Here is a 13,042-nt window from a genome sequence, read left to right as displayed (position 1 = left end):
GGACGCTCCCCGCGCGTCCTTCCGAACGTCCGGTTGGACGGGGCCGTGATCGCTAGGCTTGGGGCATGACCTTCGACGGCTTCGAGACACTGGCCATCCACACGGGGCAGGAACCGGACGCGGGCACCGGGGCCGTGGCGGTGCCGATCTACCAGACCAGCACCTACGCCCAGGACGGTGTGGGCGGACTGCGGCAGGGCTACGAGTACTCCCGCACGGGCAACCCGACCCGAACCGCCCTGGAGGAGTGCCTGGCGGCCCTGGAGTCCGGTGCGCGCGCTCTGGCCTTCGCCTCCGGGATGGCGGCGGAGGACACCCTGCTGCGCACCGTGCTGGCCCCCGGCGATCACATCGTCATCCCCGGCGACGCCTACGGCGGCACCTTCCGCCTCGTCTCCGAGGTGCTCCAGAGGTGGGGCGTGGCCTGGGACGCCGTCGACCAGACCGACCCGGAGGCGGTACGCGCCGCGATGCGTCCCCGGACCCGTCTGGTGTGGACCGAGACGCCGACCAACCCGCTGCTCAACATCACCGACATCGAGGCGGTCGCGGCGATCGCCCACGACGCGGGCGCGCTCCACGTCGTCGACAACACCTTCGCCTCGCCCTACCTCCAGCGGCCGTTGGACCTGGGAGCCGACGTGGTGGTGCACTCCACCACCAAGTATCTGGGCGGGCACTCCGACGTGGTGGGCGGGGCGCTGGTGGCGGCCGACGCCGACCTGGGCGAGCGCCTGGCCTTCCACCAGAACACCATGGGCGCGGTCCCCGGACCGTTCGACTCCTGGCTCACGCTGCGCGGCATCAAGACCCTGGGTGTGCGCATGGACCGGCACAGCGCCAACGCCGAACGGGTCGTGGCGGCCCTGGAGGGGCACCCGGCGGTGCGCCGGGTGTACTACCCCGGTCTGGACGGGCACCCCGGCCACAAGGTCGCCGAGCGGCAGATGCGCTCCTTCGGCGGGATGGTCTCCTTCGCGCTCGCGGGCGGGGAGAAGGCGGCGCTGCGCGTGTGCGAGCGTACCCGGGTCTTCGTCCTGGGCGAGTCCCTGGGCGGGGTGGAGTCCCTGATCGAGCACCCCGGGCGGATGACCCACGCCTCGACCGCCGGGTCCGCCCTGGAGGTCCCGGCCGACCTGGTGCGGGTCTCCGTCGGCATCGAGTCCGCCGATGACCTGGTCGCCGACCTGCTGCAGGCCCTGAAGGACTAGGGCTCCCTGAGGTGGCGGGCGACCACGAGGGGGCCCAGTGCGGCGGCGTCGGCGCGCACCAGGCGCACCCCGCGCCGCCGGGCGGCGCGGGCGGCGAAGTGGCGCAGGCCCGGTTCGTCGGCGAGCAGGAAGAACACCGTCTCGGCGCCCTCGCGCACCAGGGCGTCCAACTCCGCGAGGGTGGCCTCGGCGGTGCGCGGATCGGGCGGCCACGCGAACTGGGGGAGCCCGCCCTCGTCGACATGGGCGGTGGGCTCCCCGTCGGTGACGACGAACACCCGCGTGGGCAGCCCTCGGTGGCGCCGGGCGTGCGCGCGTGCCAGGCGCAGCGCGTGGTGCAGGTTGGTGCCGGGGGAGTCCCGCCACCGATGAGCGACCAGCGCCTCCGGGGTCAGCACACGGGCGCTCTCCCCGAACCCGACGATCCGGAGGCGGTCCCCGGGGTGGTGGGCGCGTACCAGGGCGTCCAGTGCCAGTGCGGTGCGGGTGGCCGCGTCGTGCAGTCCGCGCACCACCATCGAGTGCGACAGGTCGACCAGCAGCGATACCGCCGCCGATCCGACCGGTTCGGTCTCGGCGGCACGCAGGTCCTCGGCCCGCAGGGGGACCGCGTGCTCGTCCGGGGCGCTGCGGCGCAGGGCCGCGGCCCGTACGGTGGCCACCGGTGCCAGGGGCCGGTCGTCGCCCTCCCACGGCAGGTCGGCGCCGGTCGGCTCGGTCCCGGGGGCCGTCCCCGCGCGGTGTCCGCCGGCGCGGCCGCGGGAGGAGCGTTCGAGGTCGCGCAGCGCGGTGTCGGCCAGACGGCGCAGCTCACGCGGGGTCAGGCCGGGCCGGTCCGCCCCCGGCGGGGTCAGGAGCCCGTCGGCGGCCTCGGACCCGGCGTCCGGGGCGGCCCCGCCCGGCGACGCGGTCTGCGCCTCGCGCAGCGGTACGCTCTCCCGTTGTTGCGCCAGAGGGTCCGCCAGCGGATCCGGGCCGCCGGCGAACGAGCGGTACCGGTACCTCATCTGTGCCTCCTCGCGGCCTCCGGTGTCAGAACCGGTAGCTCTCCCCGTCGGGGGCGGTGTCCTTGGACAGGCGCCGTTCCAGGTGGAGCCCCTCCAGCGCGAACTCCACCACGGCCGCCGCCAGGCCGGGGGTCGGCGGCCCGTCCTCGGCCTCCGGAGCGGCCGACTCGATCAGCGCGGCCAGGCCGGGCACCGTCCCGACGCGCCTCAGGAGTTCGGCCGCGGTGACCAGGTCGCCGGTCTCGACGGTGGCACCGCCGGAGAAGCGCTCCAGCAGCGGGTCCAGGTCGGCCCCGCCCAGACGGGCACGGAAGGTCTCAGCGACGGCCCGCCGCAGGAGCGCGTGCAGGACCTCCTCCTCACGGCCCTCCGCCTCCAGTTCGAACTCCACCTTGCCCAGCAGCGGGGCGACGGCGGAGGGCAGGTCGCAGACCCGGGCCACGGGGACCTCGCCGCCCGCTAGGGCGGCCCTGCGCAGGGCCGACGCGGCCACGGTCTCGGCCGCTGCCACGGAGAAGCGCACGGACACCCCGGAGTGCCCGTCGACCCGTTTGGAGCCGCGCACCAGGTGTGTGAAGCGGGCCAGGGCCTCCACCAGGTGGGCGGGGACGGCCGTGCTCTCGGGAAGCGCCGCCTCCTGTCGGATCAGGGCGGCCTCCTCCGCCGTGCCCAGCGGGTAGTGGGTGCGCACCTGGGAGCCGAAGCGGTCCTTGAGCGGGGTGACGATGCGCCCCCGGGCCGTGTAGTCTTCAGGGTTGGCGCTCGCGACGAGCAGCAGGTCCAGCGGTAGGCGCAGGGTGTACCCGCGTACCTGGAGGTCCCGCTCCTCCAGGACGTTGAAGAGCGCGACCTGGGCGCGGGCGGGCAGGTCGGGCAGTTCGTTGACGCAGAACACCCCCCGGTTGGCGCGTGGGACGAGACCGTAGTGAATGGTTGCGGGGTCGCCGAGGGAGCGGCCCTCCGCCAGCCGGGCGGGGTCCACGTCGCCGATGAGCTCGCCCACACCGGTGTCGGGGGTGGCGAGCTTCTCCCCGTAGCGCTCGGAACGGTGCCGCCAGAGCACGGGGAGGCCGTCCCCCTCGCGCTGTGCCCGTTCCCTGCACGGTGGGCAGGCCGGTGCGAAGGGGTGGTCGTTGACGGGGCACTCCGCGACCACGGGCGACCACTCGTCCAGGAGCCCGGCGAGGGTGCGGATGAGGCGGCTCTTGCCCTGGCCGCGCTCGCCCAGGAGCACGATGTCGTGCCCGGCGATCAGCGCCCGCTCCATCTGGGGGAGGACGGTGGTGTCGAACCCGTGCAGGCCGGGGAAGCGCGGCAGGCCCGAGCCCATGCGGTGCAGGAGGTTCTCGCGGATCTCCGCGGCCACGGGCCGGTGGAGGTGCCCGGAGTCACGCAGGGCCGCTCGGGTGTCGGGGAGGCCGTCGGGTTGTGCGGGGGGTGTGGCCGGCGTCATCGCAGAGAGTCTAGGGCTTGGAAAGCCGGGTGTCGCTCGGGGGCCGGAGTGGGACAATGGTCGGCAGACAGCGGGGTCGACGTCCGGCCGGGAGGGCCGGTGAAGGAGGGGTGGCGGCCGGTGGCACGGTTCGGCGATGCACTGACGACGGGGGCCGACCTCGTGAACGCGGCCGAACGCGCGGTCCTGAGCGCGTTGAACCAGGTCGGGGCGGTGCCCGATCTGGTGTGCTTCTTCATCAGCGGAGCCGATCCGGACGAGGTCGCGCTCGCGGGTCGGCACATCATGGAGTTCGTGCCGGGAGCGGTCACCCTGGGGTGCAGTTGCACCGGGGTGATCGGCGACGGCCGCGGTGTCGAGGGCCGGGGCGCGGTCAGTGTGTGGTGCGCCCGACTCCCCGGGGTCGACCTCACGCCCTTCCGGTTGGACACCGTCTTGGAGGAGGACCACCTCGCGGTCGTGGGGATGAGCGAACCCGGCCCGCGCGACAAGGCGGCGATCCTGCTCTCCAACCCCTACGAGTTCCCCACACCCGCCTTCGTCAGGGAGTCCACCCCGGCACTGGGCGGCCTGCCGCTGGTCGGAGGGCTGGCAGACGGGGCCCACGGGGAGGGGTCCGTGCGGCTCTTCCACGACGGCGAGGTCGTTGACAGCGGCGCGGTCGGTGTGATCATCGGTGGCCAGGGCGTGCTCGGAACCGTGGTCAGCCAGGGGTGCCGCCCGATCGGACCCGCCATGACCGTCACCAAGGCGGAGGGCAACCTGTTGTTGGAACTGGCGGGTGAGAGCGCCTACGCGAAGCTGGAGTCCCTGATGGAGTCGATGCCGGAGGAGGAGCAGGAGCTCGCCGCCCAGGGGCTGCACATCGGTATCGCCATGGACGAGTACTCCGAGCAGCACGAGCAGGGCGACTTCCTGATCCGGATGATCGTCGGAGCCGACCCCGAACCGGGGACGCTGACCGTGGGCGACATGGTCGAGGTCGGCCAGACCGTGCGCTTCCAGGTGCGGGACGCCGGGTCGGCGGACGAGGACCTGACCCGCAGGCTGACGGACTTCGGCACGCGCAACGATGTGGGCGGGGGGCTGCTGTTCTCCTGCAGCGGCCGGGGCGGTTCCCTGTTCCCGCGCCCGGACCACGACGTGCTGGCCGTCCGCCGCATCCTGGGTGCGGGTTCCGTGGCCGGGTTCTTCGCCGCCGGTGAGATCGGTCCGGTCGGCGGCGTCAACCACCTGCACGGGTTCACGGCCTGCCTGCTGGCCTTCGCCGACTGACGGGGCCGCCCAGACCGGACTTTTACCTTGCTGCCCCGACACCCCGGTGCGGGCTCCTTGAGTGTGGCCGCCTCAGAAAGCTTACTGAGAGTGTTCATATAGAACACTTCGGGGGGAAGAAGAGGCGATGTCGGACACACGGAGTCACCCTGCGGCCTTGCGGAGCCTGGTGTTGCTGAGCGCCGCCGCCCTGCTCGCCCCGGCGGCCCCGGCGCTCGCGGAGGCCGAATGGATCACCCAGAACCTGGCGTCCGCGGACCGTGTCGGACTGGTCCTGTCCTCCGGAGCGCTGCGCCTGGACGAGGACACCGCGGAGGAGGTCACCGCGGCCCGCTCCGGTGACGGCGGGACCGTCGGCGGGCTGGCGGTCTTCCCGGAGCAGCGCCTGGACGCGGCCGCCGACCGCCTGGAGGTGAGCGTCCGAGCTGAGGGCGACCTCCGGGACCTGCTGGTCGAGGCGCGGGGGCTGCGCGGGGACGGGATGTGGACGGAGTGGCACCCGGCCTCCCACGGCGACAGGGTGGCCCTGCCCGAACCGGTGTCCTGGGTGCAGTTGCGCGTGGAGGTGGAGAAGGAGGACGCCGCGCTCGCCGGGCTGCGGGTGCGCCCGCTGGAGGGCCCCGGTGAGCGGAGGGGGACCGGCTACGACGGCTACGGGACCGAGGGGGAGCCCGGGAGGGAGACGGACGCACCGTTCTCCGCACGGCTCTTCGCCACCCGGATCGGCCTGGTGGGGGCGACCACCGCCAACGGGCACACCGTCCGGGCCGACGACCACTTCGTGGCGCTGCCCTCGCGCCGGGCGCTGGCCTCACGGGACACGGGCGAGTACACCGTCCGGGTGTGCACCACCGGGGCCCTGGGTCCGCACCCGCCGGTCGGGGAGGTCGAGGGGCACGAGCGGCGCTGCGCCTACCTGCCGGTGTGGGACGTGGGCCCGTGGAACACCACCGACGACCACTGGAACGCGTCCCGGAGCTCCTGGCCGGACCTGGCCCGGGGCCGACCGCAGGCCCAGGCCGCCTACCACGACGGCCACAACGGAGGTCTCGACGGGTTCGGCCGCAGGGTCCGCAACCCGGCCGGCATCGACCTGGCCGACGGCGCGTTCCGGGAGGGGCTCGAACTGCCCACCAACGGATGGGTGGACGTCGACTACCTCTGGACAGCCGAGTACGGCTCCCGGGCCAGGATCACCACCGTCAGCCGGAAGGACCCCGTGATCGTGCGCGGCGGTCCCGGCCGGGAGCACGACGCGGTCGGGCTGGCCGCGCACAGCGCCGTCGTGGACGTGCGGTGCAGGACCGGCGGGGACGAGGTCAGCGGCCCGTTCGGCACGGGCGGCGTCTGGTACCGGATCGGGGAGGGCGACTACGTCCCGGCGGTGTTCGCGGACGGTGGCGCCGACGCCCGCGAGTGCTCACCCGAGCCGTGAGCCCGGCCCGGTCAGTGGCGGGTGCGCACGACGACGGTCCCGCACACCCGGTCGTGCAGGGCCAGGCGGTCCTCGCCGAGCGCGGCCATGGACTCGCCCAGTGCGGCGAGGTTGCCCACGACGGGCAGGGTCTGCGGCAGACCGAAGAAGGCGGAGCGGCCCACGGACTGGCCCTGAGTGAGCGGTCCGCCGTCGGTGCGCACCACCTTGACCCCCACCATCATCTTGCCGACGGTCGCGCCCCAGGCGGCGAGGAACAGCCAGTCGTAGAAGAACAGCAGGGTGCCCCAGCCGAAGAAGAACAGGAAGGCCCAGACGTCGCCCTGGGCGTCGCTCGTGGAGCCGTCGCCGCCGGTACCGGTGAGCAGGACCACGAGCAGCGCCATGAGGATGAACAGCGCCACCGCCGCCACCAGTGCCAGGACGTAGTCGATGCACCGGGCGCCCAGGCGGCGGGCGAACCCGGCGCGCCGCGGTCCTCCGGGCCACGGCGGGCGGTGCTGTGCAAGGCTGTTGGGGACGGCTCCGTAGCGGGGGCCCGGCGGATGCGGGTAGGGCATGGCCATCGGGAGTGTCCTCACGTCGCTTGCGTCGGTTGCGCGGTGCCGCCCGTGGGGGCCACCGAGTTCTCTGACGCTACCGATCCGGCGGTGGTTCGGGTGTGTCCCGTCCCACCGCCGGGGCCGCTCACATGCCGGTGTAGGGGACCGCGTCGATGATCTCCACCGCCAGGCTCTTGCCGTTGGGCAGCTTGTAGCTCACGCTGTCGCCGACGTTCTTGCCGTTGATGGACGAGCCCAGGGGCGATTTCGGCGAGTACACGTCGATGGGGGAGCCGCTCTCCTCGCGGGAGGCCAGGAGGAAGGTGACCTCCTCGTCGTCGCCGTCGAACCTGACGGTGACGGTCATGCCGGGGCCGACCACACCCTCGGTGCGGGGTGCCTCGCCGACGCGCGCGGTGCGCAGGATCTCGGTGAGCTGGAGGATGCGGGCCTCCATCTTGCCCTGCTCCTCCTTGGCGGCGTGGTAGCCGCCGTTCTCCCTCAGGTCGCCCTCTTCCCGGGCCGCCTCGATCTTCTCCGCGATCTCGATGCGCCCACGTCCCGTCAGGCGGCCCAGCTCTTCCTTGAGCCGGTCGTACGCCTCCTGGGTGAGCCAGGTGACGTTGTCGTCGCGGGTCTGGGTCACGGGAACTCCTTGTGTACTCGTAGCCATGGCCACCAGGCGGCCAGAGCTGAACTCACGAGAGTAGCACCGCACGCCCCCGGCGCACGGGTCCCTCGTCGGTCCGCTCCGGCCCGGGGCCGGAGGGGAGGGTCAGCGGATCAGCTTTCCGGGTCTTGTTCCCTGCAAGAGGCAACTTCTACCGCGGAAGCCTGTCGAACCGTGTCAACGCTCGTGGTCACCATCCGGTTCCCAGCCTCGACGGAGGCACGGGTCTGGCCCACCTCCACGTGTTGGGCGTCCAGCGCGGTGACCAGGCACTCGGCGCCGTCCTGGCTGTTGACCTCGAAGGTGATGCCCGCCTCGTCCTCCGCGCTGGTGTCATAGGACACCACCTGGTGGTACACGCTCCCGGAGAGTCCGCTGTAGCTCATCACGGAGAAGCCCCAGCCGACCGCGGTGAGGACGGCGAAGACCGTCCCGAAGACGAAGAAGAGAGGGCCGTTACCGTGGCGCTTGCGGAGCGCTGGCGAGGCGTCGGCACTGTTCACGGCTGCTTCTTCCGGGTCGCTGACATTGCGGGAATCTCCGAACGAGGGGTCGGCGTTGTCTAAGATATCCCCGACCCCACCCACCCCCTACCCGGCCCGCGCCTGAGCCGCTCGTGCCGCGGGGGGCCAGAGCGGCACCGGGCACGCCGCTCACAGAAACCAAGGAGAAGCCTTCATTGTCTGAGCGCCTGCGCCTCATGGCCGTGCACGCCCATCCCGACGACGAGTCCAGCAAGGGCGCGGCCACCATGGCGCGCTACGTGAACGAGGGTGCCGATGTGCTGGTCGTCACCATGACCGGTGGCGAACGCGGCGACATCCTCAACCCGGCCATGGAGCGCCCCGAGGTCCGGGAGAACATCGCCCGGGTCCGCCGGGAGGAGATGGAGCGCGCCAGGGAGATCCTCGGCGTGCAGCAGGAGTTCGCCGGGTTCGTCGACTCCGGCCTGCCCGAGGGCGACCCCCTGCCGCCCCTGCCGGAGGGCTCCTTCGCCACCCTGCCCGTGGAGGAGGCCGCCGAACCGCTGGTGGCCTCGGTGCGCCGGTTCCGCCCGCACGTCATCCTCACCTACGACGAGAACGGCGGTTACCCGCACCCGGACCACATCATGACCCACAAGGTGTCGATGCACGCCTTCGACACCGCGGGCGACCCGGACGCCTACCCCGGCTCCGGTGACCCGTGGCAGCCCCTCAAGCTCTACTACTTCGTGTCCTTCCCACCCGAGCGCTTCGAGGCCGTGGCCGCGGCACTCGCCGCGCGGGGCATGGAGAACCCGTTCGAGGAGTGGATGAAGCGCATCAAGGAGCGCGGCAGGGACTTCCCGCAGTGGGAGATCACCACCCGCGTGCACGTGAGCGACTACTTCGACACCGCCGACGAGGCGCTCAAGGCCCACGCCACCCAGGTGGACCCGAACGGGTTCTGGTTCGCCGTGCCCAACGAGATCAAGGCCGAGGCCTGGCCGACGGAGGAGTACCACCTGGTCCGGTCCCTGGTGGACACCGAGGTCCCCGAGAAGGACCTCTTCGCGGGTGTCGCGGAGACGGTGAGAGCATAGGGACATGAACACGCTTCCCACGTCCGCGGTGGTGCTGGCCGGCACCGTCGACCTGGACACCGACACCGTCACACCCGGTGTGCTCGGCTTCCTCGCGATCTTCGCGGTCGGCCTCGCGCTGTACTACCTGATGCGCAACATGACCGGCAAGCTGCGGGCTCTGAACGCCGACACGGAGCGGGAGGGCGCGGGCCCCGCGGCCGCGTCGTCCGAGGAGGAGAGCCGGTCCTGACGGCGGGCCTTCCCTGGCCGCCACCCGCCCGGCCCCGGGTGGCACAGTGGGAGGCATGAGCAACCGTCTGAGCGACGCGACCAGCCCGTACCTGCTACAGCACGCCGAGAACCCCGTGGAGTGGTGGCCCTGGGGTGAGGAGGCGTTCACGGAGGCGCGCCGCCGTGACGTGCCCGTGCTCATCTCCGTGGGCTACGCCGCCTGCCACTGGTGCCACGTGATGGCGCACGAGTCCTTCGAGGACGCCGAGACCGCGCGGCTGATGAACGCGCTGTTCGTCAACGTCAAGGTGGACCGCGAGGAGCGACCCGACGTCGACGCCGTCTACATGGAGGCCACCCAGGCCATGACCGGCCAGGGCGGGTGGCCCATGACGGTGTTGGCCACCCCCGACGGCGCCCCGTTCTACTGTGGGACCTACTTCCCCCGGGACCACTTCCGGCGGCTGCTGGAGGGGGTGGCCACCGCCTGGCGCGACCAGCGCGGCGAACTCACCGACCAGGGGCAGCGGGTGGTCGACGCCCTCGGCGGGCCGCGCACGCTCAAGAGCGCGCCGCCGCCCACCGCGGAGCGGCTCGACGCGGCGGTCCGGGCGCTCGTGCGCGAGTACGACCACGTCAACGGCGGCTTTGGCACCGAACCCAAGTTCCCGCCGTCGATGCTGCTGTCCTTCCTCACCGCCCAGCACGAGCGGACCCTCCCGCTCCGGGGCGGGGACGGGACCACCCCCGCCGGACGTATGGCCGGGGGAACCGCGCTTGCGATGGCCCGTGGCGGCATGTACGACCAGCTCGGCGGCGGTTTCGCCCGCTACTCGGTGGACCGGGCGTGGGTGGTGCCCCACTTCGAGAAGATGCTCTACGACAACGCCCTGCTAGTGCGCGCCTACGCGCGGATGGCGCGGCGCCCGCTCGGGCCGGGGGAGGAGGGCCCCGCCGAGGCCGCCGACCGGGCGTTCCTGTCACGGGTCGCGCAGGAGACGGCGGAGTGGATGGTGCGCGACCTGCGCACCCCCGAGGGAGGGTTCGCCTCGTCCCTGGACGCGGACAGCGAGGGCGAGGAGGGCACCTACTACGTGTGGACGCCCGAGCGCCTGCGCGAGGTCCTGGGCCCCGACGACGCCGGCTTCGCCGCGCGCGTGTTCGGCGTCACCGAGGAGGGCACGTTCGAACGCGGAGCCTCCGTACTCCAGTTGCGCGAGCCCTCGGCCGACACCGCACGTTACGAACGGGTCCGCCGGGCCCTGCTGAGCGCCCGCGGTGCGAGGGAGGCCCCGGCCCGGGACGACAAGGTGGTCGCCTCGTGGAACGGCCTGGCCGTCTCGGGGCTCGCCGAAGCGGGTGCCCTGCTGGGTCGGCCCGACCTGGTGGCGGCGGCCCGGAACGCGGCCGACCTGCTCCTGGACCTGCACGTGCGCGACGGCCGCCTCGTCCGCGTCTCACGCGACGGGCGTGCCGGGCCGGGCACGGGCGTGCTGGAGGACTACGCGAACGTGGCGGAGGGACTGCTCGTCCTGCACGGTGTCACGGGGCGGGCCGCCTACGTGTACGAGGCCGGGCGGCTGCTGGAGACGGTCCTGGACCGCTTCGGTGACGGGGAGGGCGGGTTCTACGACACGGCAGACGACGCCGAGCGGTTGTTCAGCCGCCCACAGGACCCCACGGACAACGTCACCCCCTCGGGTCGGTCAGCGGCGGCCTCGGCCCTGCTGGCGTACGCGGCCCTGACAGGTTCTGAGCGCCACCGCGCCGCGGCTGAGGGCGCCCTGGCCCTCGTCCCGGTCCTGGCGCAGAAGGCTCCCCGGTTCGCCGGGTGGGGCCTGGCGGTGGGCGAGGCCCTGCTGAGCGGGCCCCGCGCCGTCGCCGTGGTCGGGGAGCCCGGTGATCCGGCGGCGGAGGAGCTCGTCCGCACGGCGCTGTGCTCGGCTCCGCTGGGGACCGTGCTCTCGCGCGGGGACGGGCGGGAGGACGGCGGTGTGCCACTGCTGCGCGGCCGTGCCGCGATCGGGGGGAGGGCTACCGCCTATGTCTGCGAGGGGTTCGTCTGCAAGCTGCCCGTGACCTCTCCGGAGGAGCTGGCGGAGCAGCTCACCCGCTCCTGAGCGCCCCGATGATCTCGTTGACCAGGCCGGGCCGGTAGTCGGGTTGGCGGATCTCCAGGTAGACGGACGTGTCGGTGTCCGGTGCGCGCACCGACGCTCTCGTGAAGGCGCCGACGCCGCACTCGGGCCACTCCCAGACGGTGCCCTGCCATCGGGTGTCGCCGAAGTCGCGTTCGTTCGGCGTGCCCGAACACGGGGCGGCGTCGGCGAGCCTCTCCGGGGAGAGGGGTTCCTGGAGCACGGCCGCGTAGACGCCGTAGGCGGACCGGTCGGCGGAGCGCCAGGCGTCGGCGTCGGTCGCCACGAGCAGGCCCGCCGCGACGCGGCCGCCGTCCCCGGCGACGAGGGCCTCCAGGTCGGTGTGGATCTCCTCGGCCCAGGCCGAGGGCACGCCCATGCGTAAGCCGTGGGCCCGGGAGTGCACGGCGGTGAGGTCCGCCCCCGGGTGGCCCACCGCGGCGGTGGTGCCCGCCAGCACCAGCGTGCAGGAGGCGACCAGGCCGCCGACCCTGTGCCACGGCATCCGGTAGCGGCGCCACCACTGCTCGGCCTGGGGGAGGTCGGGGGCCATACGGATGGCCCTGACCCGGTCGGTGAAGGTTTTGGCGTCCGCTGGACGACTTTCCCTGTCCACCGAAAGCGCGGAGAGGATGAGGTCGTCCAGGGCCGGGGGCAGTCCTGGCCGGATCCGGCCAGGGGCGGTCCTGACCGGGGGGCGGGAGGGCGGACGCCCGGTGATGAGTTCGTAGGCGACCGCGCCCAGCGAGTACACGTCGGACCGGACGTCCAGGTCACCGCCGGGGATGCTCTGCTCGGGGGACATGTACCCGGGGGTGCCCGCCGCGGCCGTGAACCCGGAGGCCTCGTCGATCGACTTGGCGAAACCCAGGTCCGCTACGAGGACGCGCTGGCCCACGGGGGAGGACTGGAGCAGGACGTTGGACGGTTTGATGTCGCGGTGGATCGTGCCGTGGTTGTGCAGCACGGTGATGCCCTGGCCGATCTCGGTCAGCAGCCGCAGGGCCTCGTCCAACGGCAGTTGGCCGCGTTGGACCAGGTCGGCGACGCTTCCCTGGTCGGCGTAGGTCATCACCATGTAGGGCCGCCCGTCGGGGAGGACGTCCACATCGTGGACGGCGACCAACCACGTGGAGTCGGTCTGGCGCAGAATGCGCGCCTCCTCCAGGAACCGGTGCTGGATATCCATCTGGTGCGCCCAGTTCTCGGCGAGTACCTTGATGGCTACCGGGTAATTCAGCAAGTCGTCCTGGGCCAACCACACCGTCGCGAAGGAGCCGGAGCCCAGGCGCCGGATCACACGGTAACGTCCGAATGCCTCCGGTTGGCTCATGCTCGCCTCGGTACTGTCGGGGGATACGCGGTCGTTGCCCACTAATACACCATCTTCACCCGCGTGCTGTCTTCCGTCGATATGATCCCCCTCCCCCCCGAGGGCGCCGACCGTCTCAGAGCATGGAACCCGCTGGACCCCGGAGACATCGGCGGTGCACCATGCCTGTGGTGCCGACGGACGACCGCTTCCCGTGTTCGA

Annotated in this window: 12 protein-coding genes; 6 read left to right on the top strand and 6 right to left on the bottom strand. The window is 72.6% G+C overall.

Going from position 1 to position 13,042, the window contains the following annotated elements:
• The first annotated feature begins 65 nt into the window (after positions 1 to 65).
• The gene (locus tag B042_RS0114700; protein ID WP_028648946.1) at positions 66 to 1,211 is read left to right on the top strand and encodes a cystathionine gamma-synthase; all 1,146 of its coding nucleotides are present in this window, start codon (positions 66 to 68) and stop codon (positions 1,209 to 1,211) included.
• Here the strand turns inward: B042_RS0114700 and B042_RS0114695 are convergent.
• Positions 1,208 to 2,218 (bottom strand): VWA domain-containing protein, encoded by a 1,011-nt coding sequence (locus tag B042_RS0114695; RefSeq protein WP_028648945.1) that lies wholly within the window; start codon positions 2,216 to 2,218, stop codon positions 1,208 to 1,210. The genes B042_RS0114700 and B042_RS0114695 overlap by 4 nt on opposite strands.
• Positions 2,219 to 2,243: 25 nt before the next feature.
• Positions 2,244 to 3,671: a sigma 54-interacting transcriptional regulator gene (locus B042_RS0114690; RefSeq protein WP_028648944.1), complete on the bottom strand. Its 1,428-nt coding sequence runs from the start codon at positions 3,669 to 3,671 to the stop codon at positions 2,244 to 2,246.
• A gap of 120 nt (positions 3,672 to 3,791) precedes the next feature.
• Between B042_RS0114690 and B042_RS0114685 the strand changes: the two genes are divergently transcribed.
• Positions 3,792 to 4,946 carry an FIST N-terminal domain-containing protein gene (locus B042_RS0114685; protein WP_036555136.1) on the top strand — a complete coding sequence of 385 codons (1,155 nt, stop codon included), beginning with the start codon at positions 3,792 to 3,794 and terminating at the stop codon, positions 4,944 to 4,946.
• Between the two features lie 127 nt (positions 4,947 to 5,073).
• The gene (locus B042_RS0114680) at positions 5,074 to 6,381 is read left to right on the top strand and encodes a hypothetical protein (protein ID WP_028648942.1); all 1,308 of its coding nucleotides are present in this window, start codon (positions 5,074 to 5,076) and stop codon (positions 6,379 to 6,381) included.
• A gap of 11 nt (positions 6,382 to 6,392) precedes the next feature.
• On the opposite strand, the gene B042_RS23300 is transcribed toward B042_RS0114680, so the two are convergent.
• From B042_RS23300 to B042_RS0114665, 3 genes are all read right to left on the bottom strand, one after another.
• Positions 6,393 to 6,947, bottom strand: coding sequence for an RDD family protein (locus tag B042_RS23300; RefSeq protein WP_028648941.1), 555 nt, complete (start codon positions 6,945 to 6,947; stop codon positions 6,393 to 6,395).
• A gap of 121 nt (positions 6,948 to 7,068) precedes the next feature.
• Positions 7,069 to 7,569, bottom strand: coding sequence for a transcription elongation factor GreA (greA, locus tag B042_RS0114670; protein ID WP_028648940.1), 501 nt, complete (start codon positions 7,567 to 7,569; stop codon positions 7,069 to 7,071).
• Between the two features lie 137 nt (positions 7,570 to 7,706).
• Complete coding sequence (locus B042_RS0114665) at positions 7,707 to 8,096, bottom strand: DUF4307 domain-containing protein (protein WP_028648939.1); 390 nt, start codon at positions 8,094 to 8,096, stop codon at positions 7,707 to 7,709.
• A gap of 176 nt (positions 8,097 to 8,272) precedes the next feature.
• On the opposite strand from B042_RS0114665, the gene mca reads away from it, so the two are divergent.
• Genes mca through B042_RS0114650 form a run of 3 tightly spaced genes read left to right on the top strand, consistent with a single transcriptional unit; the run spans position 8,273 to position 11,490 of the window.
• A complete protein-coding gene (gene mca / locus B042_RS0114660) occupies positions 8,273 to 9,157 on the top strand; it encodes a mycothiol conjugate amidase Mca (RefSeq protein ID WP_028648938.1) in 885 nt (294 codons plus the stop codon).
• Positions 9,158 to 9,161: 4 nt separating this feature from the next.
• Positions 9,162 to 9,389 carry a hypothetical protein gene (locus tag B042_RS0114655; protein WP_028648937.1) on the top strand — a complete coding sequence of 76 codons (228 nt, stop codon included), beginning with the start codon at positions 9,162 to 9,164 and terminating at the stop codon, positions 9,387 to 9,389.
• Between the two features lie 55 nt (positions 9,390 to 9,444).
• On the top strand, positions 9,445 to 11,490 hold the full coding sequence (locus tag B042_RS0114650; protein ID WP_028648936.1) for a thioredoxin domain-containing protein: 2,046 nt from the start codon (positions 9,445 to 9,447) through the stop codon (positions 11,488 to 11,490).
• Here the strand turns inward: B042_RS0114650 and B042_RS0114645 are convergent.
• Positions 11,477 to 12,841: a serine/threonine-protein kinase gene (locus tag B042_RS0114645; protein WP_028648935.1), complete on the bottom strand. Its 1,365-nt coding sequence runs from the start codon at positions 12,839 to 12,841 to the stop codon at positions 11,477 to 11,479. The two genes, B042_RS0114650 and B042_RS0114645, sit on opposite strands and share 14 nt — an antisense overlap.
• Between the last annotated feature and the right edge of the window lie 201 nt (positions 12,842 to 13,042).

This window comes from Nocardiopsis sp. CNT312, from assembly GCF_000515115.1.
In the GTDB taxonomy this organism is placed as follows: Bacteria; Actinomycetota; Actinomycetes; order Streptosporangiales; family Streptosporangiaceae; genus Nocardiopsis.
This window is presented reverse-complemented; position numbering and strand designations above follow the sequence as displayed.